Raw genomic sequence first — 23,854 nt, 5'->3', positions numbered from 1 at the left:
TTGCCTAGAATGACAAGCCTCGCGCAGCTAATTCTTGGGGCTGGGATCGTCGACGTGATCCGAAAAATCAAACCAGCGTATCTCCACATTGGTCTCTTTGAAGAGTTCGAGGGCAGCGCTAAATGCCTCCCCCCACTGTGGATCGTTTTCATCGGGACGTACAGCGATGAGTTGCTTGATTCCGACTTGCACAATTGCTCTAGCGCAATCCATGCAAGGAAACCATGGGACATAGATCCGGCAACCTTCGAGCGGTATTCCTGATCTTGCGGCATTAAAAATCGCATTGCGCTCGGCGTGTTCAGTCCAGAGATATTTTTGTGGGCGCGCATGTCTCTCAATTTGGCCATCGTCAGCTCCACGCGGGAACCCATTATAGCCAGTGGCTCGGATCTCATTGTGGGGTCCAACAATCACACAGCCGACCTTGCGGCTTGAATCCTTGCTCCAGTTTCCAATGTGGACGGCGAGATCCATGAACCGCTTGTCCCAATTTGCCGTCATTCTTACCCGCCAAAGGTCATGTTCTCGTGGCCATAGAGCGCTTCTGCTTTGCTTGAAACGGAACGCCAGAGATCTCGGTTTGTAGGATCTTCTGTTGATTGAAACATCGAACGCGATATCGTCTTCACTGTCTGTAGCCAGTCTTGAGGTGCTTTTTGGAGATCGATCAATAGAGCGCGGGCCAACTCCGTGGCGACTCTGTTGTCGACCGAAATTCTATCTGCTCTTCTTTCAACCTCTGTCGCAATGACATTTCTGAGCTCAACGTCACTATAGCTCGCCATTTCAACAAGGGACCGAATCGCTCCATAGCGCACATCCGCTTCTAGATCCTGATCAAGAGCGCGGATCAAGGCGCCAAAGTTTGCATGCGTAGGGAAGCTGCCGAGAGCGTGAGCCGCCCTCCAGCGAACTACCGCCTCATCCTGAGTAAGCAAGCCGCGAAGCCTTGACTGTTGGTCAGGAGATAGATGCGTGCGTTTTGCAACATTTGCGATGGTCCAACCCCTTACGGAGTCGGTGTCTAATATCAAGTCCAACGACTCGTCATCCAAGGGGGATCCAAGCGGCTTTAGAAAAAGTCTGCGCCACTCGTTGAACCAATGCTCTGTTGAATCAACCATTCTGATGGCGTCAAACACCCGCTGCAAATCGGTTGCCGCTCTGTACGGAATAGCATCAGGCGATTGATAGATCAGCAGGGCGTCGTTTGCTCGCTGTCTCGTCGCCATTACTACGTCGAACCGTTTCTCCGCCAGCATTGCGAAAATCAAGGCGCGCATTTCTCTGGTTGGTCCATCTCCCTGCGTGTCTGCTTCTGCCATTGCGTAGCCGGCGGCGTACAGATCCCAGTCGTAGAGAGTGCGCAAAAAAAGACTTGCCTGCTGTCCTTTCTGTAGCCGGAGAACCAGAGCGACAACGTCGAACGAACTCCGATCGAAGCTGACCGCATTTAGCGTTTGTCTCGTCCAGGCCGTAGATGCCTGTTCCGCCAAATATCGTGCCACCAAATAATCATGAACTAAGTGATGAGAAAAGTAGGCTAACCCGTCATCCAGTTTCTCTACTATTCTGGCATTCAGAATAGCGTTTGCAATGTCTGGTCCAGTCGATTGCAACAGCTGAGCAAATTCAAACGTGCGTGCCTTGTTTTGCAGATAGGCATCAAACGCAAACCTAGCGAGCAATTCGACTTGATCGTCCGTTAATCCGGAATGCCTTCGCAAGAACGAGCTGCTAATGCCTGCTCGCCCGCCAGGCACCAAATCTCCTTTGATGGCAGCGTTGAGGAAGAAAGGAATTTCGAGCATCCGAGAGTCGTTCGTAGCTTGGAATTTATCTCCGAAGTAGGACCGAATTTGCGCTTCGGAGAACGGTAGAATTGTCGATAGCGCCCAGCTTCTTTCTGATGGAAGTTGTCGTCGAACTAATCGATCGGCCACAATTACGTAGGTCTGAACCTGATCAGTAGAAATCTCGTTCAGAGCATAGAGAATCTGTTGACCGACGTTCGCGGACAGCTCGTTCAAGCCGTCCACGACAAGTACCTTCTTTGCTGTGGGCGGAAGCCAGTCCAGTTCAAGAGGAGATACCTTTGGGCTGCTAAAACGTTCTATCAAGAAGCTGGCGCCCTCCGACAAATCTGCAGCGGTCCAATCCTTCCACCGTTCATAATCAGCCCCAGACCATTTCTTCAAATCAATGAAAATCGGAATGAACTCGGCGGCGGTTGCGCGCTTCATCGTTCTATACAACAGATGCGTTTTGCCTCCGCCGCCGCGACCGGCAATTACAACCTTTCCCTTCTCCAATAGCTTGTTCAGCAGTGCGTTCTCATCGGTCTCCGAATGGATGCCGGCGAACAAATCGTCATAGTTGTGAGACCAACCTAGGCGGAGCGCAAATGTCGGCTTTTCGTCGGGAAGATTGGCCAACTCGCGACGTGCGGCTTTCGACAGAATTTGTAGCTGCTGCGCTGGAGACACCTTCATAGATTTACTCCAGGAGCGGGATCGCGCGGCAGTCGACGAACGAATTCCTGGGCGACGATTGCTGCGGCGTGGGCCGCAAAGGGCTTCCAGGCTGCGCGAATCTCGGCGTTCTCTGGTGGTCCCACCAAGTCTGATATTCCACGAATAACGGCGTAACGTGGATTATACCAAAACGAACTTCTCCTCTCACACACCTGGCGTGCTATCCCGATTGACTCCATGTCAACCGCAAGCGAATTGTCGAATGGCTTCAATAGATTGATCTGCACAGGATCGTGAATGTCCCCCATGACCTTCTCGCCTGATACAATCGGGCCAATATGTATGCGAGGGACGATCTGTCTTGGCGGCGTAACCTTGTCGGGCTGCTGAAGCTTAAGCGCGCCCGTCAGATCAAATTCCTTTGAAAGCGGTAGTGCGACGCTTCGTCTTAAGGGGAGCGAAGGATGATCGATCGCGTAGTGGCGATGGAAGGTTCCCTTATCTGTGATCTTAAGGAACTCAACATAACCGACATATTCCGCGATTAGGACGTGGCCTAAGTCAATACCATCGCGACCCTTCCCTTTGTCGTCACAAAGACCGCCGGCAACACCTAGCAAAATCAAGACTTGAGGACGGAGATCTTGAATCATGGCAGCGATATCACCGCTGAGCGGAACGTTTGTTCGATCGGTGGCCTGCGTGAGTACGACGTCCCAATCGCCCAGTGTCGGATCGGTCTGGACGAAATACGGAGTCTCTGGAACGTTCCGCCGTAAATCAAACACTTCCTGAGCTGCCGAAAACTCCTCCGGTATCACGGTTATCACGCCGACGCGCGCTCGACCCTTCAAGCCGACCGGCGCCGAATAAGCGACCCTGCTCGCATTAAGGACAGAGCGGACTGCTGCCGCTAACGCCTTGTAAGTAGAGCCAAAAAATGAAAAGTTGTTCTGCACGTTCTGCTAAACTCATGGTCGCAGCCATGACATTTAGACAACTTGCCACTGGCTTGGCATAGGCCGTTCTCTCAACTGTACACAGGAGGAAAGTCTATACGCGCGGTTTTGGAACAAATCAAGAACATTTGGAAGGGAGTATTGCGGTTCGCGTTTCTTGCCTGCTGTTTTTAAAGTCTGATTTCGCCATCCCGCGTTTTGGAGCGGTTGGATCCGCGGCCTGCGCCCTTCTGGCAGGTAAGCTCAGGTGGAAGCTTGTCCGGGAGGTCGAAAGACAGTTCGCGAAGAGCATCCCGGCATTCCACCTTCTTTGCCCACTCGCTCACCATGCGATTACCTGCTGTCTTTCGAAGCGCCTTGTCGATCTTGCCGACCCAGCTCTCAAGAAGCTTGTGTAGATCCGGTGAAATCGCCTGCTGCGCCCAGATCATATCGAGGTCGACACGCCCATTGGTTACCCACGAAAGGCACGCGATCGTGTAAGCGACAATGTTTGCCTGAAAGGCGGCAAACTTCTTTGCCCGCACGATCGATAAAGTGGCTCGGAAGAGGATCGCCTTCGCAACGAACGCCTTGAACCACGCTGCATCCGGCTCTAACCCATCCGGATGCTCTTCCTTCAGCGCCTGCATGAAGAACTGAAAGTTCTTCTGATTACCAAAGCTCACCTGGTGTGCCTGCCCCTCCCAAGCATTCAGATACTTCGCCAGATCGGTCTTCGAGAATCTGCGCTCCTTCGGGGTCTCCTGCGCAAACCGTCGCTTTTGGCCTGCACCAAACGACGCCTTGAGCTCGGCTGCGCCGTAGCTTCCGCGAGCGCGCTCATAGAACCAACGGCCCTTGCCATCAGGCAACCAGGTATTGTTGGCAAGCTTTTCAACGGTGACGTGAAACGGGTCATTTGCGGAAAAGTCTGCGGGCTGAACTGTATTCTGGCTATTGGCGGATTTCGAGACCGCAGCAACCATCTCGTCAAGGTCCGCTCCGCCGACGCAGATGATCTTCGCGGGTACAGAGATCGCATCGAGCTTCGCCCCGTCCTGTCGTTTGGCGCGATGCAGACTGGCGGTAGTCTGACCACCATTAACGATCTGTAGACCTCGTACCGATTTGATTCTGAACTGCCCATTCCCGCTATCTTCCACTTCCATCGCATCAACGGTTGCGACAATGCCGTTGTTGTAAGCGAGGAAGCGGTGAGGGAGATCGCGGATTGTCGTTCGAAGTCCCGCATTGACGCTCTTGCGACCGCGAAGCCCAAGGAACGCACGTACATTGAGTTCGAGCAATCGGGTGCCGTACTTCTCGTAGATATCCGCGAGCAGCGCGCCCGGCACGGAGGTCAAATACGCCTCATAGTCGGCAGTTTCCGATGACGCCTTGAGACAAGGAAGCGGGCCACCAGGTTCGGCGCTGAAATCCACCACAATGTCGTCTCGGCGCAGTCCCTGTCCGAGGATTCGCTGAAGCCGTTCGATGCCGAATAGATCAACAATGACACGCGTCCCATCAAAGGCCTTCTTGAGATCGATCGATCTAAGGCCCGTCAGTCCATCTGATAGCAGGACTACCCGCAGGACACCGATCTGTTCGCGCGCTTCATATATATGCCGAGCCAACTCGCTCGCGTCGGTATTCGACGGTTCGATCTTCGCATGAAGGCCTTTGCAGCTGCATTCGTAGAACTTCATCGCCTGCTGAAGGGCGTTCAGAATTTCGTCGCGGGTCAAGGCGCGCGGCGGCACGTCCCCCGTGTGGATCGTCGTCACGAGTATGAGACGTTCCTCATCGTCGGGAATGGAATAGCCGGTGATCTTGTACTTCGCTCGCGCAAAGTTGCCCTCCTGCCACAGGAGCGTGGGGTTCTCGATCGCTCCTTCGTCACCGAGGCGCTCCAACACGATGCGGGTGAACTCCTCCTCACTATAAATGCTGCCGTCGCCCGACTGGATCGCTTCGTCGACCTCACTCGCAAGTTTCCGGGCGAACGCTTCCATTGCTTCATCAGTCATGAGCCCCGCCCATCATTTTAAGAGATCGAGACAGACCATCCGCGCCGATCAGGAAGCCGCCAAGTAGTCTTTCGTCCAGGGAGTACGACGCATCCACAATTTCCGGCGGCACCGAGAGGCCGGTCAACCGCGGAAAGTCCTCCCGCACCTCAAAGCCGTACAGGTCCTGGAGAATGAACGCGAATCCCGGAGATGCTTGCGGTTCGACCTCAAGCAGTCCCGCCCTTAGAAGCCGATCATCGAATGCTCGTCTTACACCGGGGGCAGATCGATCGATGGCCTCGCGAATATCGCGCACGGCTGCAGGCACAGTACGGCCATCGGGCGTCTCCTGAAATCGGGGGCGTGCAATGAGAAGGGATGAAAGTCCCCTCCGATCGAGCTGGTCCAGGCGCGATACGCGCACGAGATTTCCTCCGCCGGCAACGGATTTGACCTCGATCCCGATTCCCGATCTGCTGAAGTCGTGAATACCGTCCAAGGGACCGAACCAAGCCTCTACAGCCGCTTCATGGCCGATCTCGCCCGAGAGAAGCTCCAGCACGGTGAGTTCGCCGAGCAGCCCGATCTGCTCCTCTCTCGAGAGACCCCGTCGGCCGGAGCGCAGAAAGGCCCGCCAGGCCTCCAGCCGCGAAACGCCGATCGTGAGCGCCTGAGCTGGAGTCGCAGCTTGCCGGACGACATCCACCAGATCGGCTGCCAGCACTTCAAAAACATCGCGTAGCGGCTCGCGCTCCAGCGCGACCGCCACGCGAACAAGGCCTTGAGCCGCGTCCCGCCGGTCGCTGAGACTCACGCCTTCCGTGGCTACTCTCAATAGCGTGGCCGGCGCGGCACCAAGGGGTGCTTCAATGAGGAGCGCGATGCGACCGTCCGGCTCTCGTATGCCCGCCAGAAAGCGCACCGTTGCAGGTACAGAGAGGGCAACCGCTCTCCATTCGCGATCGCTTGGTGCGGCGCGCGCAGCTTCGGCCCATTTGGATACGAGATCGTCCCGAATAGATGTCATACCGGTTCAAGCCGCTGTTCGACGGTGTTGAACCGATATCGGATCGATCGGCCGCTGCGGGAGTCAGGGAAGCTCACAACCACCCCGAAGATCGGTACGTCGATTTCGCGCAGCTCCGCCTTCTCGGGCGAGAGCGGATACAGCAGGAGAAGAGCTCTTTTTGGGTTCTCGCCGCGCACCCTCCGTATTTCAGGCCCATCGGGAGTAGTTGCTTCGTCCTTGCCGGCTGCTGCGCGCTTCCTGTTCGTCGCGGCAAGCGCACGATCAAACTCAGCTTGATCAAGATCGATCGCCTCGTCGCGCGGCGAGAGTATGGTTTTCACGACGTACCGACCGGATGCTTCTCCACGCGGTAGGGGAGCGCGCTCGATCGTCTTGAAGGTCCATTCATTCACTGTCAGGGGTTCGCCGCTCCCGCTGAGGACCGCAATCGTCCAGTCGGTCAGTTCCCCTGCACCCAGCTGTTCGCGGACATATGCGCTGAGGCGGGCAGCATTCACGTCACGCGCCTCGTCTGGAAAAAGCAACGAGCCGAGTAGGGTCGCTACTTCCGCACCGGCTACACCTTTCCACAGGCGGCGCTCTTCGAGGGATTTGAATCCCGTTTGCGTCGCAGGCTCAGCAGGCGGTCCGATCCGATCCAAAAAGCTTGTAATCGTCGCTGCGTTTTGCTGGTTTCGCGATTGATCGTTGAAGAGGACCGTCTGTATCTTTGCCTCGCCCTGAAATGAGACTTGGAATTCCCGCGAGTGACGCATCTTGTTCGGGGCGGTCACAAGCAGGATGTCATGGGACTGGATCCTGAGACCATACTGCTCCGGGGTCGCCCCGATCATGGCCATGTGATCGAGGCGTTCACGCAGCTCTTCTGCCGCGGTCGCCACATGGCGGAACCACAGCTGCAGGTCAGGCGTCATGTACAGCCTGCACAGATCGACGTACCCAGGCCGGTATCCGAACCAGCGGCCCATCTGCATGAGACTGTCGTACATTCTTGATGGTCGCAGAAAGTAGCTGACCGTCAGTCCCTCCAGCGTCAGTCCGCGCGAGAGCTTGTCGCCGCCGATCGCGATGACGTTTAGGCCCTGCGCGGCATTGCCGTCATAGTCGAGCGCATCGCGAATTTCACTATTGACGACCTGCGGCCGGATTTTGTCGGCAGCGGTGGCAAGTTCGCGTTCGACCGCAGACCAATCGGTCATGGGAAGCGTCGCGCCAATTTCCGTTGCTCTGATCGTCGCCGATGTCGGCACGAAATCCTGCTCCCAGAGTTCGCGCAGTCGATCGAGGATCGAGTCTTTTTTCTTCGATCTATATTTGAGCCTGCGTTTGAGATCGGCGACCCATTCATCGACCTGTCGAAAGACGGCCTGATGCACGTCCTTGTAGCGAGATACATGGATCAGCATCGAGTTGTGAACGTTGCGTTGGCCACGCGCCGCGCGGGCCGCGCATGCGAGCACAAAACTCAGGATGGCGTCTTCGAGCGACGGAGGAATGCAATCCTCCCCATCGTACCGAGGTACGAAGCCATTCTTGTGGTCGATAGTGATCCACGTCTCACCGTCCTGATCGACGTCTCGCGTGACGTCGAGGGGCTCCTGCGCCGTGTCAGCGCCTGCGCCGTTGATTCCGAACAGAAGGCCAGGTCCGACGTAGTTTGACGGCGATGGAAGATTCATGATGAAACTTCGTGGAAATACATCGTCCCCGTAGTCTTCGGTTGCTGCGGCGTCGTGAATAAGCACGTTCGCAAACGGGGTCGCGGTATACGCGACGTATGCAGAGCGAGCGAAAGACGAGAGGAGGCGTCGTATCTGACCGTTTATGCGCTTGGGCTCGTAATCTGGATCGGGGGCGTCGTTCTCGTCAAATCGCTGCTCGCCCGTGTCGACCGAAGCCTGATCAGCCTCGTCGTCGATGAGGAGGAGCGGACGCGCCTCAGTATCGCCCCGAGGGGCCAGGACCTCATTGACCCAATTGTTCAGATTTTCGAGGATGCGAGCGTTCTTCTTGATGACCAGAAGCACCGGCCTCTGCTGCACGCCGATCCCCAGATTGTCCGCGAACGCGCGATTGAAATCTCCGTTCGCGGCCTGGGTGGTGAGGTGCTCGGCGTGGATGCTGCGATCGAGCTCGCCGACACCGATTCGCGTGAAGCCGGCGCCGCCACTGGCGGGAGTCGTATTGTAGCCAAGAAAGTCGCGATCCATGCGACGCTGCGTCTGTTGCCTGAGCGCGTTGTGCATGCCGGCAAGTATGATTATCAGCTTATACTCTGCGTCTGCCGCCTTGCTTGCCAGTCCCGCGTAGTTGGCGGTCTTTCCGAACTGGACATGCCCGACGACGAGCCCACGACGGTCCCAGGGGCCGTCACGGTTCGGGTCTTCCATCTGCTCCATGATCAGGTCCGTGGAAAGGTCGATCGCATCGATTGCCGCCGGAGACCAGCCCTGATCCTGCATCAGGAAATCGCTGTAGCGTTTGAAGAACCTGCGGCCTTCCTTTCGATCCCCGAAATACCAGGGAACGTGGCCTCGCTCGTCAACCAGTCTCGTTGGCCGGCCAACCTTGACGATCAGCCTTGTTTCCAGCTCCTGCACGATCGCCGCGATCTGCTCAGCCGAGAGGTCTCGCGCAAGGAGCTGCGCACAGTCGTTGACCGCCTTCTCGATCTCCTCCCTGCCGACCGCTGCATCGGGATGGCGCTGCCGAAGCATCATGAGGGCCATCGAGCCAATCGCGTCCTCAACTGAACTCATCGTTTCGCCCCCTGCAGCTTTCGTATCAGCTTTTCTTCGATATCCTCGACCTTGTCGAACGGATCCATCGTGGCCAGCCGTGCCGCGGCTTCGTGAGGGGTGAGTCCCGCTCGCTCCATCATCCTCGCCATGGAGAGCGCGGTGGTCACGAGCTCCGAACTGTTGACCTCGTCGTCGGGTACGCCATGCTCGGTTACGTCGAGCCATACACGATCGACAGGTACGGTTCTCTCGACGAGGTCGAGCAGTGCCTCGAAGAATTCGAAACCCGTCTTGTCCATCCGCCCCTTGAGGAACTGGATTAGTTCGTGGTCCCGCCGAACGGTGTACCGGCGCTTCGCGCCCTCAGGATTTACCTGCCATATTCGCGATACGCCGGTCGCCTTCTGCCGACTGCCGTACTGCCCGCGGTGGACAAAAACCTCTCGCGCCTTGCGACGAACGTCTTCGGCTATCCTCTGAAGCGGCTTACGAATCGCATCCGGTGGACGAGCTATCGCCTTCCGAACGTCGATGCGCCAGTCGTGGTCCGCAGTATTGGGAATATCGATGCGTATGCGGGCCAACCGGCTCGTTTCATCTCGTGTCCACGCGCGGCTCCCACCAAGTCCGAGCCAGCCTCCGGCCGACAGCAGACGCTTGTGCCGGTACACATAGAAGCCCTGCTGCGCCGTCCATCCATCGGGGCCGCCGGCCTTCTCGAATTCGATCTCATTGCGAAATCGATCCCGGTGCGGCAAGACGAAACCACGGACGCGAACCCTGCCGCCCGGCCCCTCTATGCGCTGTTCCGGATTTCGGATGACCGATTCGTCGTTTTCCAGGAAGGGGTCCCACGCTTTCACCCGACTGCCATTGAGCGTGATCTCGAGCGCTCGGGCGTCACCTGCGAGAAAGCGATGGAATACCATAGCAAGGTGAGCATCGACGCGCTGGAGATCGGCAAGAAACGACTCGTAGCTCGGCCGATCGTTCGTTCGTCCAAAGTCGACCATGCGCCATACGACGAGCGTGCCCGACTTTCTCGATTTCAACTGATCGCGGATTTCGCCAGAGAGGCCTGCATCGCCTTCGATCAAATCCCACCCGCCGCCGCTCTTGCGGAGCTGGTCCAGGTCCCACGTGAACGACGCGAGGCCGGAAGAGGCTTTTGAGACCACGGTCAGCTGTCGACACTGCGAGAGCGATGCGGTCTTGAGGCCGAGTCCGAACCTGCCGAGGTCCTCAGCCGTCCGCTTGGCCTCGGGGCCGATGCCGCCGAAGCGCATGGCTTCGACCAGGCGGTCGGTATGCATACCGTGCCCGTCGTCGAGGATCCATCCGACCGGCTCTCCATCGTTCCATTCCCATTGGATATCGATACTCTTGGCGCCGGCGGCTATGCTGTTGTCGAGAATGTCGGCGATCGCCGTTTCGAGCGAATAGCCGACCCCCCGAAGGGAGCCAACAAGGGCGGCAGCGGATGGCGGTACTGCACGCGTTGGCACGGGCAAAGGCAATGAGAGCCCCACGGGAACGGAAAGACGGCAACTTACCAGCGGTTGCGGGCGCTGGCGAGCCGAGCGTGCGGTTCGACATCATGAGCCGCGAGAGACGCAGCGCCCTCATGGGCCGCATCCGAGGCCGCGACACGGGACCGGAAATGACCGTTCGCAGGCTCCTGCACGCTATGGGGTACCGATTTCGGCTCCATGTCCGGGACCTTCCGGGAAAGCCGGATATCGTCTTTCGGAGCAGGCGTGTTGCCCTCTTCGTGCACGGCTGTTTCTGGCACCGGCACGATTGCGGGTTGGCGTACGTCCCAAAGACCCGTGCGGAGTTCTGGCAGCGCAAGTTCGATGGCAACGTTGCGCGCGACCGAAGAACGAAACGTGAATTAGAAGTTGCGGGTTGGCGAGTGGTCACCGTCTGGGAGTGCCAGCTGGGCGATCTTGCTTTCCTGGCGGGACGGCTCGCGAAGGAGCTTGGACCGCCAGGAAAGCAAGGTCGCCGCGCTGGTCCGATATCTAAGGTGCGACGGTCGGGGCAGAAAACTCGCGATCAAGCCAAGCCCTCACGGCGGTAGCGTCCGCGTGCCCGTGTCGCCTGAGGAGGCCGGCAATGTCGCGCGCCGAGATCACGATGATCGGATGCTGATCCTCCTTGATCTCGCGATAGGCCTGCAGATCGACGTAACTCGTCGTGACGAGTATTCCGAACTGCCGGTGGCGCAGCCGCGAGATGAGGCGCGACATTTCCCGCACACCAACGCTGTTGTCGAGCGCGTAGCACTTTGCCTCCAGGGCAAAGTCGACAAGGATGGATGCGATCCCGTGACCAAGGCGCAGCTTGCCGATCGCGTCTCGACCGCCATCTCGTGACGGACGCGTCAGGTCGAGTTCTGCGATGTCAGGTAGCATCAGTCTGGCAAGCGCAGCAGCGCACTTCTCAAAATCGTGCGGACGCTCTCCAAAGAACTGGTGGACCTCGCGAATGATGGCAAGGTCTTCTGCGCCCGAGGGGAGTTGTTCGATCTTGGTCCTGTACTCGATGGCGCGGGTGGATTTGAGCGGTTGATACCGGCCCCTCTCCATCCAGTCGGTCCACGCCTGCGGTGCGCGATGCGTGTGGGGCGTCCCTGCAATTACTTCTTCGATCCAGGTCCGTTCAATAAGGGGCGCATTCAGGATGGTGAAGCGTGCGCGATAATTCTGAAAGCGCATGCCGTTCGCAGTCCGCCAGATCGCCACTAGGTCCTCCGCGACCTGTTGCTCCGAAGTGCCCGGTACCGCGAGCCCGAGGAACATTACGTCGCGCCAATCGCCAGTGTTGCCGAATACGAAGATCGGCGGAACGGTGCGCCTGCCGGTCTCGCCCTCGTGCGCGGCGGCAAAAATGCGGCGAAGGAGTTCGTTGCCGTTCCGGGGCGTCGCATGGAGCGCGCGGCCCGGCTGCTTGTTGTCCCCGTAATACGTGAACGCGCCGGTTTCCCGATCAAGCTCATCGGGCCAGTTGGCGTCGCTCATCGAGGATGTCAGCACTACCATTTCAAGGGCGGCAAGAGAGCCGCGGTATCGGAATCCGCCCTGGTTGGAAACCCGAAGAAGACGAGGGAACGGGTCATCGCCCGCGTTGCCGGAGCGACCGCCCTCGTATACTGCGTCGACGTGCAGGTCGGCCACTCCAAGCGCGTCGAACGAGATCGACCTTCCTGCGTCCCCCACTGCACTTTCCCCGGTAATTTCTGGCTAAGCAGCCTGGCAATGTCCGTCGAACCTGGTAAGTTGCGGCGGCGCATCACCCCTACCATGGACTTTTTCGTTGATGAAATCACTCGACGGCGTCGCCGCCAAATTGGCCCGTCTTAGCAATCCACAGGCGCGTCCGCGAGTCCTCGATCTATTTGCTGGTTGCGGTGGTCTGAGTCTTGGCTTCCATGCTGCCGGTTGCGACATTGCCGTGTCGCTCGAAATCGACAAGTTGGCTGCCCGCTCGCACGCGATCAATTTCTTCAAGGACGCGCCCAAGGAAGTCCTTGATCTGCATGCGATGCCCCGCGACGTCGCGTCGCTTGAACCCGAACAACTCGTCGAAGAATTCAGGCTGGGTCCTACCTCCCAAGCGATCGATATCATCATAGGAGGGCCGCCCTGCCAGGCGTATGCCCGTGTCGGCCGAGCGAAGCTAAGGGAGATAGCTGATCATCCTCGCGCGTTTAAAGTTGATCCGAGGGGTAATCTGTATCTGCGGTACCTTCATTTTGTCGAGCGCCTGAAACCGCTCGCGATCCTCTTCGAGAACGTGCCTGATGTTCTCAACTATGGCGGTCACAACGTCGTTGAGGAGATCGTGGAGGCGCTCGATGATATGGGATATGACGCTGCGTATTCCCTGATCAACGCTGCGCATCACGGCGTGCCGCAGATGCGAGACCGCGTCTACATGATCGCGTATCGCAAGGAGCTGGGAGCAGTTCTTCGATTTCCTCGGGCGACGCATCACTGCGATCTTCCGCGAGGATACGCGGGGACCCGCGCTGTTTCCTTGAAGCTGATCAACTCGTCGGAGGCGTACGCTTTCGTCAAACCGGATACAGGCCACAAAGGACTTCCGCATGCGGTGACCGCCCTCGAAGCGATCGGTGACCTGCCGCCGGTTACTTCTCACCTCGAAGGCACGCTAAAGCGTGGGGCGAGGCGTTTTACCGAGGCGGCTTATTATCGCAGAACCGCCTGGGAGAACCTCTCTTCCTATGCCCAGCTCATGCGATCGTGGCCCGGCTTCAAGGCCGGCGACGCCGTCTATGACCATGTGCTTCGCTATCTCCCTCGAGACTCCAGGATCTTCAGGGCGATGGCGCCCGGTGATGAATATCCGCAGGCCCACCGCGTGGCAATGAAGCTGTTCAAGGCCGCCGCGAGCCGTCGTAAACTTTCACCCAAGAGCGCGGAATGGCGGTCCCTTCGCGATTCGATGGTGCCGCCGTATGACCCGAGCAAATTTCCGAACCGGTGGTGGAAATTGCGGGCGAACGGTCCCGTTCGGACGCTTACGGCGCACATCGGCAAGGATACCTATACGCACATTCACTACGATAGCGACCAAGCGCGGGTAATGACGGTTCGCGAGGCCGCGAGACTTCAATCGTTTCCGGACGGTTTTGTCTTTGCCGGAACGATGAATCCCGCATTTCGGCAGATTGGAAATGCTGTCCCACCTGTCATGGCTCGCGAACTAGCCTTTGAGATCATTTCAAGCCTGCGAAGCGCGCTCATTCCCGCTGCAGCTGCGGAATAGGAATATAAAGTAAGCCTTCGCAAGTGTCGCGAAAGCCGTAGACTAAAGACCTGTCGAAGGGATACGCGTGTTCGCCCGCCGCGGCGCTGACTCGACCGGTCGCTTCCCGCGCATCGTCCAGGCGGCGCGCATGATCAACGCCGCGTCGTGCCTGCGAGGGTATCGTCTACAACGACAAGGGCATGCCGAGCTTCGCACTCCTTCACTCCCATGAATATGTCCGCGAGGCGTCACTCTGCGGGTTCGACCTGCTGGAATTGGAGGGATCGAAGTCCGCAGCCCCTCGAAGAGCGCAAATTCGCTGCTCGCTGATCTGTTCAAGAAGGTGAAGGACGGCATCGAGTATAACGAGCACATCGAGGGCTCGTGGCCGACCATTTTCGATCACGTGTGCAAGCTCGGTCACAAAGTCATCGTCGCCAAGCGGCGCGCCCTGCCATACGAGAGCGGCCGATCGAGGCGTTGGATAAAGTCAAAAACCCCAATCGTCCGGCCATGAAACGCGTCGAGGATGGGACATTTTAGTCTCTCGCGTTCTGGTGTAGGGTTCCGTGGCTTTCACGCTTTCCGGGATCAGACAATGCGCTGGCTGTGGCGTGTCTTTTGGTGGCTCATGGGGGACGAGGACGATATGAAGGACGTGTATGCCCACTTCGGGCTGACGTTCTCTCATGGCTGCAATGTCGAGGGCGTCCTGGCCAACCTGATTCTGACGGCGGATTTCGTGAAGCGGATGTACGAGGAGTCGAGGAAGGCCGGGAAGCCGATCTACGACCAGTACACGATGGCTCACAAACTCGAGGAATATCTCGCCGGACAGCACGCTAAGACGTTCGGCCAGCTCATCAGCCGAAAAGGCGGTGTCAAGGAGTTCCTTCAGCTCGATCCGGCGCTCGAAAAGCGCGTCGACGAGGCGAAGCGGCGGCGGGATTACCTCGCGCACAACTTCTGGCGGGAGCGCGGGCAAGAGGCGATCTCGGTTAGGCGGCGCGACGCAGTAATCGCCGACCTGCAAGCGGATCAGGCATTCTTCGAAGCGCTGGCGAAGGATCTTGAGGCGGTCGCTATGGATGAGGTGCGCAAGATCGGGCTCGATGCGGACAAACTCAAGATGAACGTGGATGCAAGCATGAAGAGAGTGCAGCGGGAGCTCGCGCGATGACAATGCAGCCGACGAGCGCGCTTCGGAGCCGCTCATGAAACCGCCGATCTTCCCACCATTGACAGCCCCTCTTCCGGCCTTGGATTGGCATGCGCGGGCGCGCATGTATCGAGACCAAGCTCTCGGGATGCCGGATATCGTCAATGGGCAGCCCAACTGGCCTAGATATTTCCTCCTAGCGCACGCGGTCGAACTCGCAATTCGATCTGTCTTAGTCCATGCCAAAACGGCGGGAGAACGTGCTGCCGGTCAAGAGCCGGGCAATCATGATCTGACGGCCTTGTATGCATATGCGTGTAACCTTGGCCTGAAATCAAATCTCAAGGTCCTCGACGAATTGCAGTACCTGAGTGAAATCCACAAGAACCACGTAGCGCGATACCCTAAATCGCTGGGCCAGGTCTGGGTCGCATCAGAGTTCGATGACGCGGTGGACGCATTGCTCTCAGATACTTGGCAGCACATCCGGGTCGTTTGAGCACGCTCGTTCTTCCGAGGTTCATACGTTCTGGCGCCTGATATCGGCGCAGTAATCCGAATAGTGTGCTGATCGCTCTCCCGGCGTGATTTCCCATTCCTTCGCACCGATACGATGTAGGTAGCGGGTGAATCCAAAGCCCCTTTTTCATTTGCGCGCGTTTAGCAAGTGCCAGACCGGACTCTCGTCGAACCGAGCCGCGCAGCGTCTCGGCCGTACGGCTTCGATCCCTCGCGCAAAATAATGTGTCGCTCGCCGGAGGCACTCGCTCGCGGGCCCCGCCGTCATTGCATGCCGGCGTCGCTATCACTGTCTCGCGTTCGGGTGCCTTCTTAACCGGTCTCGCGACTGCACTCGGTCCCGGGTCCCGCGGCTAGGCCGCGGCGCTATGCTGACCCTCCTGCGGGTGCCTCTTTCGATTTTCTCATTCTTGCCTCGAGTTCTCACCTCTGCCGAGCTACCCAACATTCTCACGCTTAAGATCTAAGGGGCGCTGCCCCTCGCGCGCGCCAGGGTGAAGCGCCGGCGACGCCGGCGCTGGCCGACGTGGTCGGTGGGGTTCCCAGCTCTCCTAGCAATCTGCACTTTGTCGTCTCAGACGGCAGAAGGCGGCCGCAAGACGCAATCTCCGGCAGCTATCCGGTGAGTACTGCAGCGTGCTGTGGCGTGCGAATCGGCCATTTAGCAGATGTCTACCTGGTGCCACTCTTTGTTAGCTCCGAGTCATAAAGCCTCAGAGGCGATTAGCTACAAGCGTATCGCGTAGTTTCGACGACACCACGCCGCGGTTCACTCGGGATTCGAATATATTGAAAAGGGCGGCGTTTCCTCATGACCGAAACCGTTCCGAATCGCCCATTCGACGAAGCAGAGGCGCTGGCTTGGCTGCGCTCGCAGCCAGATGGGCGTGTAACCGCAAGCGCCGCGGAGCTCGGACGTGAATGGGGCTGGAACCGGATGCGAGCCGGTCGCCGCCTGAGAGCATGGGAGCAAGCGGGCAACATCCGCCGTAACGCCGAAGAGATCATCGCAACGACGTCTGTTACACCAGCCATTACAGAGTCCGCGGGCGTCGCGGTCACACACGAAGCAACTGTGACGCGGCGATCAATGACACCTGTGAAGCTTGCCGCGTTCATGGTCGCGTTGTTGCTCGCGTGCGTTTCGGCGGCCTTTTCCATCGATGGCCTCACCGCGATCTTTGCTGGTGCGTTCTGGCCCGTCATCATCATGGGCGCCACTTTGGAAGCCGGGAAGCTCGTCGCCGCAGCCTGGTTGACCGAGAATTGGTATACGGCGCCGGCCCTTCTACGCTTGATTCTGGTGGCGATGATTGGGCTGATGATGAGCCTGAACGCCGTCGGCGTATTCGGCTTTCTCACAAAGGCCCACCTGGATCACATGGTGACTGTCGATCTGGCGCTTGCGGACAAGGTGGCCGACACGGAGGCCAGGCTTGCGATCCAGGGCCAAACCGTGGCCGACCTCGACAGGCGCATTGCTCAGATCGACGCGGCCATTGAGGAATCGACGCGGCTCGGCCGCCCTGTCGGCGCGATGACGATAGCTGACCAAAAGCGTCGTGATCGCGCCGATATCGTGGCGACGCGACAGCGCGAGGCCGGGGTGCTTGCCAACCTGCAGATCGATAAAGCCAGGGTCGACGCTCAGCGCAGACGCGCTGAGGCCGACGTCGGACCTGTGCGATATCTCGCCGAGCTCATCGGCATGCCATCTGCCGACCTCGAACGACCCGTCCGAATGCTGACGCTAGCGCTCGTCGTGGTGCTCGATCCGATGGCAGTGGTGCTCCTGCTTGCAGCGGGCGCAAACGCGAGCGCAAGTTCGCGCTGAGCATCAGAAAGTGGCATCACCGCGACATCGCACCGGCTCCTGGATTCACTCAAAAATCGTCGAATGTGGCGATCGCGGGCTATCGATTGGATGCGCAGCGATGCAGAGTTGTTTGCCACAGTCCTTCGCTTTCATCACTCGCTCCTGCACCGCCCGAGTGCAAGTATTTTGCCGGCTCACTTGCAACTTCTCTGCATCAAACAGGCAACGGACAGACCGAATCACTGCACATCGACAGGCGTTTCGCCACCGCTCGAACTACCGGACCTCATGCTTCTGCACGTTCGAAGTTCGATACCGGCGTAGGCAGTATTTTTGGAAAGGCAAATCGTCAGCCCAAAGAAAAAGGGGAAGAAGAATTTCTCACACCCTATGCACCTGCGGTGCTGACGCTTCGATGATTGAGGCCTTCTATCTCATTGAAGTGAGGCGACTTCTTTCGCGATTAGACCGTTTACGCCTGCCGTGTCTTGGCTGACAGTTTTCGATGCGGTTCGGCAGAACTCAATTCCCGACAAGAACTTGCGCGCGTAAAGTGCGTATACAGAGAAAAGTGTCAACCAACGCTGTCCGTGAGACGTAGCGTTAACCACCTATTGCAACGACAGTCACTCCCGCTCCTGCTCTTGATAACGAAGCTTGATCCGGACGGCTGACATGCGGGCTGGCTGATCCAGGGCTTGAATAGCCTGGCCGAGCAGGGATCCGAGTTGAGCGGCTGGACTTTGGGCTGCGCCCGCCGCGGCAGTATTGACCGGCATTTGTGAGGACGAAGAAGGGATAGGAGACGCCGAGCCAAACCGCTTGCCCGATACGCTCGAGAGCGAGCGTCCGGCGGCGGCCACGCCGTTTTGAAACTGTCGGTGACTTTGGCCAAGCTCGAACCCAAGCGTGTTAGCCTCCGCCTGCCAATGCTTGACGAGGTCCGAGAGCTTGGCGTCCCGCTTGGGACGCCGGGTTCGAAGAGCGGCCAGCTCCATTCCCTTGGGCGTGTTGTAGCCGTGGGTGCGGGCAGCTTCTTCGATAGCCTGACGCCGCTTGGAGAAAGCCCGATCGACATGACGGGGAATGGCCGCAACCCGGAAACCATTATCCTGTCGTTCGAGGCGAATACCCTGTCGCTCCAGCTCGCCAGCCAACGCCTGGCGATAGGTTTGGCCGGCCTGCTTCTGCGCCTTGTAGAGTTCGCGGCTGACGATCGCGCCCCAGCTGGCGTCTCGACGTGGGGCGAGATTGAAGATGAAGCTGTGAGTATGGAGCTGGGGATCGGATTCGCGGCTGGTGTGGTGATCGAACTGCGCCATCAGGAGTCCCGCCGTCCGCTCGCGTACGCTGCCGCCACGACCGCGACGTGCCCAGCCGGCGGTCTCTTCGAGTTGCTTGGTTGCGGCCAGCACCGCCGATTGGTGGGCCTGTTCGATTGCCACCCGCTCAGGCTTTTCCGAGAGCGCCCACAAGACCGAGACCGACTTTGGGGCGCTGAAGGTCATATCCCAGCCGGCTGAATGCTCCCGCCCGCGTCCGCCAATCTGCACCAGCCGTTCTCCGGTCTTGGGGTCGAGGCCCTGAAGCGCAGCCTCGAATTCAGCGTGCGTCACCGGTCCGGTCAGGCTCAGCCGCTCAGCGCAGCGTCCCGCCCACCGACCCGGTGGCTCGCCACCGTGGCTATAGTAATTGTCGCGCTGCAGATGATCGTAATAGCCAAGTGCCGCCGCGGCGCTTCCCCGCGCGGAGATCGAGGTCACCATGGCTCAGCGCCGCGTTTCGCGGATCCGGTCGGCCAGGTCCTTGGTCAGCCGGGAAGAGGAAGGCGGCAGCGCCTCGGGCTTCGCCTTTCCGTTGATCTGCTTTGGCGACATTGAAGGGGAGGTATGGGTCCAGTCCGCCGGCATGATCGGCTCGCGGCGCATCTGTAGGCTGATGTAGGGCAGCTCCAGCTCATAAACTGCTTCACCCAAACCCAACAACAGCACCCGGACGCCGTCCTTGGTTGGGCCAAGCCGGGAAGCAAGTTCGGAAGCAGTGACCACGCGGCGGGTCTCGCGATGAACGCTTTCGGTGACGCTGGTCTTGCCGCCGGCTCGGGTCGAGCTTCGTGTGCGACGTTCCACTTCCTGCTCCCCGATCAGGCGGCTGATGTCCTCGGCCGCCTCGCTTGCATTGATACGGGTGATGATCTTGGTGCCGGTCATCCCGAACCAGGACTTTGCCTGATCCTGGCCGTAGACCGCCCTGATCTGGGCTGTGTCCTGTGCGCCAATGACGACAGCGATCCCCTTGGAGCGGCCGAGCTCCAAAAAGGTCGGAAACTGCTTGATGGGTGGAAGTTGCGGAAACTCATCCAGAAACAGCCATACCCGCCGCTCACGGCTTTCTCTCAAAGTGGGGCTACCAACTGCAGAAGCTAGAAGACCCAACATGCTACCGATCCATATCCGCGACAATTCCGGATAACCGGGATCATGCTGCAGGATCAGCGGACGATAGGGAACAGGACTATGCAGCCAGGCGCGGATCGAGAAACGGGCAGCGGAAGGGTTGGACCAGGCATCCGCTAGCACCGAGACAATCCGCATGTGGGTCTGGAAGGTTGTCAAAATGCTAAGCGTGGTCTTGCTGTCAGGCTGGGCAAGCAGCCGGATCGCATTGGGATTGTGATCCCTTGCGAAAGCGGCGAACTGATCGATATCCGCGGTCACGACGGCTTCGAGATCGCTCCAGCCCCAATTGCGTCCCCTGGTTGCTTGTAGGTAGGCGATGCAGCCGACGAAGATCTCCTGTGCCGCCTCTGACCACATTGGATCGGAGCTCCGGGGAATAAAGCGGGCGGCGAGTTCGCGGGCATCCTGCTTGATGCTGCAATCGGCCGCGATATCCCAGACCAGAGACCGTTTGTCGTGGGGCGCAACCAGCAGAGGTTCGCCCTCTGCCGGCAGGCCACCCATCATGTCGCCCTTGGTATCGAGCACCAGCACACCGTCCCCGCGGATGATGGCCTCTCCAATGAGGTGCAGCATGGTCTGGGTTTTGCCGCCGCCCACGCTGCCGAGAATCAGGAAATGCCGTGCCTCGCGCTCACGGCTCAGGGGAACGGTTGGCACGAGAGATATGCCTTCGCCATGAATCCGGCACTCTGCTGCGCAAGCCTGAGCAAACGCCTTCAGGCCTCGACTGCCAGCTTGAAGCCGTGCCCCACGAAGGACTTTCAACAACGGTGAATCGAAGCGAAGGGCCAACGCAAACATCGACAGCGATGCAAAGCCAAGAAGACCAAAGCTGATTGCCATCCAGAATCGGATTTCGAATCGGTCGAGCGCTCGATATTGCGAAAGCTGACGTTGGCAGTTGCGCCAATAGAGGTCGCCACTGCGATCACCGAGCCACGCCATGGTTCGTCCTTTCAGACAAGCTTCTAAGTCGGCCGATCGAAAGGGCGTCGTCGTCCCATCCGCCATCGTGGCGTCGGGCGGCCACAGATCGAAGCCAACTTGATAAGCTCCTTCCGACAGAGCAAAGCAGCTTATGGCTGCAATGAAAGAAATAATGCGTAGGTGCTTGCTCATGCTGGCCTCCCAGTGCTTTCCCCCGTCAGCGCCTTCAATAGCGCTTCAAACATCGCAAACAGGTCGCGGGTCGACTGATCAATCGACTGAATTCGAGCGTGCATTTCTTGGCCTTGCTGCTCAAGCGCAACAATACGTCGCTCGATCAGCATCAACCGATCAGCAAGCGCTTTGTTGTCGCCTCCTGCCAACCCTGTGCGGATCAGGTCTCTGGCAACGCCGCTGACGGTCGCCGAAAGTGAATAAGCGCGTGCCCGGAGTTGATTGATCTCCTCTCGCGCCAATCGGATCGAGACAGGCTTTGTCTTTTCGGTCATCAATGACCTCCAGGTGCTCGCTGAGCGACCAGAGCGCGCTTAATCAAAGCCGTGACGCAAAGCCGACGCGCTCGTCGGCGGAGCGATCGTCTCGCACGCCACATTTGGGCTGCCATTCAGGAAAGGAAGCAGCAGAGGTAGCGGGTCAGCAAATCTCAGCCGCACGCAGCATCGATTGACTCGAGACTAGCCCGCGACGATATCGTTTACACAATGTGTTCTTCTTGGATCGCAACACCGCCGATCATACGATCAACGAAAAATTGTTTGCGTCGCTAAAACTACGCCGTCACCCGCCAGCGTTGCCTATTCTTTGCGCCCATTCTCTATTTTGCGAAATGACGTTTTGCATTCATCACTAAAACAAGATGATCCCATTCGCTCAGCGGCTCGCCGCACGATTGATGATGCGTGCGCGGCGACCGGTCTGGGGCGAACGAAGCTTTACGATTTGATAGAGCAGAGGCTGCCGGACCTGTCGGCCACAACAGGCTGGGAGAACGAAAGGTTAGACCAAAGCAGCACCCCGCGGGAGATTTGCGGACTGATCAGTCCCGATAAGACCATTCTGTTATCTCAGCTAACCCGTCGAACAGATCTTCGAGACCATTCGCCGTGGAATCTGCTCGTTGTAGCCATTCGTCGGCCCAAGTCAGCCAATCCTCGAGGCTGCGACCGTCGATCTCGACCGACGGATCGATATCCATTGAACGCAGCGCGCTTAGGAAATCCCGCACGGCGGCGAGTTCGCGCCAGTCCAATGCCATTTCCTTGAAATGTCGCCACCGATTGGCGTCTCGTTTCTTCTTTTGTCGTTCCTCATATCGGCGTTGCTCGGCAAGCTGGCGTTCTCGCTCGGCAACTTCCCGCTCCAATCGTTGCTGAACAAGCAGTGGACCTGCGGCAACCAATACGGCGACGATATCGGGTAACATGTCTTCCAGTGGCTGCTTTTCAGTCTCCAGCCACTGACGTTTCAACCCAGCAGGCAAATAGGTCTTTATTTCGAAGGCAAGACGACCGGTTGGCGCGAGTTCTGGTTTCCAGTCCTTATCATCCGCTATCCGCCAGCGCTGTTCATCAGCAGTCAGCGGACGGCGAGTCTGCTTGCGCTTCTCCCGGAGCTGGAATTCCACTTGTTCACCGGCAAGTTTGGCAAAGAGATCCCGACGGTCGCCCTGCTTGACCTTCCCACCCCTGCGCTCGATCGCCTTGAATAAGGCGTCGAGAATGCGATGCTGTCGTCGGTCGCTGACACTAAGGTCACCGGGGTCGTATAGCTTTTTTCGCCATGGGTCGCGCTCCTCGCGAGCACGCCGCTTTCTCTCCTCATGGTCTGCCAACCATGCCGCAACAATAGCATGTGGCTTCACCAAGCGTTCGGATACTCTCATCGAGGACGCTTCCGCGTGAATATCCTCTATTTGGCGGCGCACGTCGTCCGGTAACTCAGGGGGCGGCTCTGCCAGCGGGGTCGGATAAATGGTGATCGGACGGGAAGGTCGGCCGGATTCGGTTAGCGGCGTTCGCTCAGGCGCCTTGCCAGCCGCTCGTTTGGCCCAATAGCCCCGCGGCGGGTATGGAATGTCTTCCCGACGGCATTTTTTGGCGAGACCATTGTCGCTGATCCCGTACTGCTCCGCTAACCGCGACATGGGCGTTTCCCACACAGCAGCATAGAGGGCTTCCCGAGTGACGGTCGCCGGCTGAGAAGGGCGAGGCGCTGGTGCGGGTGGGGACGAGGAAGCGACTGCAGTTGGTGCGAATGTTGCCTCCACTTCAGAAAGCGATTGGGCTGCTGACTCGATTTTACGCGCAGCAGTTTCGGGCCGTCGTGCGCGTGTGGTTTCGGTGGCCGTATCCAGCACCAAAGGCTCTGGGCAATCTGGAGGAGCTGGGGGGAGGGGCGGTTGAGGCTCGGCTTTGCCAAACTCCTTCTTGATCCAGTAACCGGACGAAGGCGTGGGGATGCCGGCACCACGAGCCAACGAGCTTAACCGGTTCGTGTTTGTACCCAGCTCAATGGCCACTCGCGTCATTGGTGTTGACCAGATGCGGTCATAAAGCTGCTGGCGCGTAAAACGGTGTTTCATCGGGTTCGTGCATCAGTGGTTGATATGGTTCCACCAAGATAGCAGCATTTTGCGCGCCGAAGCTGCAGCCCGATGTTATCGCTCTTGCGACGCGCTCGGTCGCTTGACTCCGATCTCTCGAGTGCACCTTCCCCCATCTCTATAGTCTTGGCAACGAGAAGCGTGGATCGTCTCATGCGCCGACACAATTTCGCGATGCCATCGCAGGATCAATGCGAAGCGCGCGGGCTGTTGCGGACAGCGAACGGTATCGCATCAACGCAAGCGAAATAACGAACGTCCTCACAGTCGAGGTCGCCTGTGCATTTCTTATCAAGCATGGAGAATTTATTGCGAGTTCCCAACAAAGCGGCGACGGCTAAGCTCGCGCACCGGTAGAAATGAAAATCACT

The 23,854-nt window shown here is 58.5% G+C and carries 18 protein-coding genes; 6 read left to right on the top strand and 12 right to left on the bottom strand.

The window, feature by feature from the left end; genetic code table 11:
• Positions 1 to 27: 27 nt before the first annotated feature.
• The 7 genes from BLV09_RS21080 to BLV09_RS21050 form a co-directional block, all read right to left on the bottom strand.
• Positions 28 to 504, bottom strand: coding sequence for a deoxycytidylate deaminase (locus tag BLV09_RS21080; protein ID WP_146688741.1), 477 nt, complete (start codon positions 502 to 504; stop codon positions 28 to 30).
• A gap of 2 nt (positions 505 to 506) precedes the next feature.
• Positions 507 to 2,495: a HEAT repeat domain-containing protein gene (locus BLV09_RS21075; RefSeq protein ID WP_146688740.1), complete on the bottom strand. Its 1,989-nt coding sequence runs from the start codon at positions 2,493 to 2,495 to the stop codon at positions 507 to 509.
• A complete protein-coding gene (locus tag BLV09_RS21070; RefSeq protein WP_146688739.1) occupies positions 2,492 to 3,436 on the bottom strand; it encodes a 5'-methylthioadenosine/S-adenosylhomocysteine nucleosidase in 945 nt (314 codons plus the stop codon). Before BLV09_RS21070 ends, BLV09_RS21075 begins: the two co-directional genes overlap by 4 nt.
• A 170-nt stretch (positions 3,437 to 3,606) precedes the next feature.
• Positions 3,607 to 5,448, bottom strand: coding sequence for an AIPR family protein (locus tag BLV09_RS21065; protein WP_146688738.1), 1,842 nt, complete (start codon positions 5,446 to 5,448; stop codon positions 3,607 to 3,609).
• The gene (locus BLV09_RS21060) at positions 5,441 to 6,457 is read right to left on the bottom strand and encodes a PD-(D/E)XK motif protein (RefSeq protein ID WP_146688737.1); all 1,017 of its coding nucleotides are present in this window, start codon (positions 6,455 to 6,457) and stop codon (positions 5,441 to 5,443) included. Before BLV09_RS21060 ends, BLV09_RS21065 begins: the two co-directional genes overlap by 8 nt.
• Positions 6,454 to 9,219 (bottom strand): Z1 domain-containing protein, encoded by a 2,766-nt coding sequence (locus BLV09_RS21055; RefSeq protein WP_167558829.1) that lies wholly within the window; start codon positions 9,217 to 9,219, stop codon positions 6,454 to 6,456. Before BLV09_RS21055 ends, BLV09_RS21060 begins: the two co-directional genes overlap by 4 nt.
• Complete coding sequence (locus tag BLV09_RS21050) at positions 9,216 to 10,718, bottom strand: ATP-binding protein (protein WP_167558828.1); 1,503 nt, start codon at positions 10,716 to 10,718, stop codon at positions 9,216 to 9,218. The genes BLV09_RS21055 and BLV09_RS21050 overlap by 4 nt, the downstream gene beginning before the upstream one ends.
• Between BLV09_RS21050 and BLV09_RS21045 the strand changes: the two genes are divergently transcribed.
• Positions 10,682 to 11,284, top strand: a complete 603-nt coding sequence (locus tag BLV09_RS21045) for a very short patch repair endonuclease (protein ID WP_349536559.1) — start codon at positions 10,682 to 10,684, stop codon at positions 11,282 to 11,284. The genes BLV09_RS21050 and BLV09_RS21045 overlap by 37 nt on opposite strands.
• Here BLV09_RS21045 and BLV09_RS21040 read toward each other — a convergent pair.
• Positions 11,226 to 12,380, bottom strand: coding sequence for a restriction endonuclease (locus BLV09_RS21040; protein WP_197684968.1), 1,155 nt, complete (start codon positions 12,378 to 12,380; stop codon positions 11,226 to 11,228). The genes BLV09_RS21045 and BLV09_RS21040 overlap by 59 nt on opposite strands.
• A gap of 142 nt (positions 12,381 to 12,522) precedes the next feature.
• Here BLV09_RS21040 and BLV09_RS21035 point away from each other — a divergent pair, with 142 nt between their 5' ends.
• The 5 genes from BLV09_RS21035 to BLV09_RS21015 all read left to right on the top strand — a co-directional run bounded on the left by BLV09_RS21035 (position 12,523) and on the right by BLV09_RS21015 (position 17,890).
• Positions 12,523 to 13,995, top strand: coding sequence for a DNA cytosine methyltransferase (locus BLV09_RS21035; protein WP_146688733.1), 1,473 nt, complete (start codon positions 12,523 to 12,525; stop codon positions 13,993 to 13,995).
• A 580-nt stretch (positions 13,996 to 14,575) separates the two neighbouring features.
• The gene (locus BLV09_RS21030; protein WP_146688732.1) at positions 14,576 to 15,157 is read left to right on the top strand and encodes a hypothetical protein; all 582 of its coding nucleotides are present in this window, start codon (positions 14,576 to 14,578) and stop codon (positions 15,155 to 15,157) included.
• A gap of 34 nt (positions 15,158 to 15,191) precedes the next feature.
• Positions 15,192 to 15,635, top strand: a complete 444-nt coding sequence (locus tag BLV09_RS21025; RefSeq protein ID WP_146688731.1) for a hypothetical protein — start codon at positions 15,192 to 15,194, stop codon at positions 15,633 to 15,635.
• An 831-nt stretch (positions 15,636 to 16,466) separates the two neighbouring features.
• Positions 16,467 to 17,489 (top strand): hypothetical protein, encoded by a 1,023-nt coding sequence (locus tag BLV09_RS21020; protein WP_146688730.1) that lies wholly within the window; start codon positions 16,467 to 16,469, stop codon positions 17,487 to 17,489.
• Between the two features lie 65 nt (positions 17,490 to 17,554).
• The gene (locus BLV09_RS21015; RefSeq protein WP_146688729.1) at positions 17,555 to 17,890 is read left to right on the top strand and encodes a hypothetical protein; all 336 of its coding nucleotides are present in this window, start codon (positions 17,555 to 17,557) and stop codon (positions 17,888 to 17,890) included.
• A 207-nt stretch (positions 17,891 to 18,097) separates the two neighbouring features.
• Here the strand turns inward: BLV09_RS21015 and mobF are convergent, their stop codons facing one another.
• The 4 genes from mobF to BLV09_RS20995 all read right to left on the bottom strand — a co-directional run bounded on the left by mobF (position 18,098) and on the right by BLV09_RS20995 (position 23,462).
• Positions 18,098 to 19,237: a MobF family relaxase gene (mobF, locus tag BLV09_RS21010; RefSeq protein WP_146688728.1), complete on the bottom strand. Its 1,140-nt coding sequence runs from the start codon at positions 19,235 to 19,237 to the stop codon at positions 18,098 to 18,100.
• A gap of 3 nt (positions 19,238 to 19,240) precedes the next feature.
• Complete coding sequence (locus tag BLV09_RS21005; protein ID WP_244548770.1) at positions 19,241 to 20,590, bottom strand: type IV secretion system DNA-binding domain-containing protein; 1,350 nt, start codon at positions 20,588 to 20,590, stop codon at positions 19,241 to 19,243.
• Between the two features lie 458 nt (positions 20,591 to 21,048).
• Positions 21,049 to 21,369: a hypothetical protein gene (locus tag BLV09_RS21000; RefSeq protein WP_146688726.1), complete on the bottom strand. Its 321-nt coding sequence runs from the start codon at positions 21,367 to 21,369 to the stop codon at positions 21,049 to 21,051.
• A gap of 548 nt (positions 21,370 to 21,917) precedes the next feature.
• Positions 21,918 to 23,462 (bottom strand): hypothetical protein, encoded by a 1,545-nt coding sequence (locus BLV09_RS20995; protein ID WP_167558827.1) that lies wholly within the window; start codon positions 23,460 to 23,462, stop codon positions 21,918 to 21,920.
• Positions 23,463 to 23,854: the final 392 nt, after the last annotated feature.

The organism is Bradyrhizobium canariense, assembly GCF_900105125.1.
Lineage (GTDB): Bacteria > Pseudomonadota > Alphaproteobacteria > Rhizobiales > Xanthobacteraceae > Bradyrhizobium > Bradyrhizobium canariense_A.
Note: the sequence above shows the minus strand (reverse complement) of the source record. Positions and strands in the feature narration are given on the sequence as shown.

Coding starts and splice junctions, on each gene's coding strand:
- BLV09_RS21025 (WP_146688731.1), top strand. CDS start 15,192: ATGAAACCGCCGATCTTCCCACCATTGACAGCCCCTCTTCCGGCCTTG.
- BLV09_RS21035 (WP_146688733.1), top strand. CDS start 12,523: ATGAAATCACTCGACGGCGTCGCCGCCAAATTGGCCCGTCTTAGCAAT.
- BLV09_RS21055 (WP_167558829.1), bottom strand. CDS start 9,219: ATGAGTTCAGTTGAGGACGCGATTGGCTCGATGGCCCTCATGATGCTT.
- BLV09_RS21065 (WP_146688738.1), bottom strand. CDS start 5,448: ATGACTGATGAAGCAATGGAAGCGTTCGCCCGGAAACTTGCGAGTGAG.
- BLV09_RS21075 (WP_146688740.1), bottom strand. CDS start 2,495: ATGAAGGTGTCTCCAGCGCAGCAGCTACAAATTCTGTCGAAAGCCGCA.
- BLV09_RS21020 (WP_146688730.1), top strand. CDS start 16,467: ATGACCGAAACCGTTCCGAATCGCCCATTCGACGAAGCAGAGGCGCTG.
- BLV09_RS20995 (WP_167558827.1), bottom strand. CDS start 23,462: ATGAAACACCGTTTTACGCGCCAGCAGCTTTATGACCGCATCTGGTCA.
- BLV09_RS21000 (WP_146688726.1), bottom strand. CDS start 21,369: ATGACCGAAAAGACAAAGCCTGTCTCGATCCGATTGGCGCGAGAGGAG.
- BLV09_RS21045 (WP_349536559.1), top strand. CDS start 10,682: ATGGCGGTACTGCACGCGTTGGCACGGGCAAAGGCAATGAGAGCCCCA.
- BLV09_RS21060 (WP_146688737.1), bottom strand. CDS start 6,457: ATGACATCTATTCGGGACGATCTCGTATCCAAATGGGCCGAAGCTGCG.
- BLV09_RS21030 (WP_146688732.1), top strand. CDS start 14,576: ATGCGCTGGCTGTGGCGTGTCTTTTGGTGGCTCATGGGGGACGAGGAC.
- BLV09_RS21080 (WP_146688741.1), bottom strand. CDS start 504: ATGACGGCAAATTGGGACAAGCGGTTCATGGATCTCGCCGTCCACATT.
- mobF (WP_146688728.1), bottom strand. CDS start 19,237: ATGGTGACCTCGATCTCCGCGCGGGGAAGCGCCGCGGCGGCACTTGGC.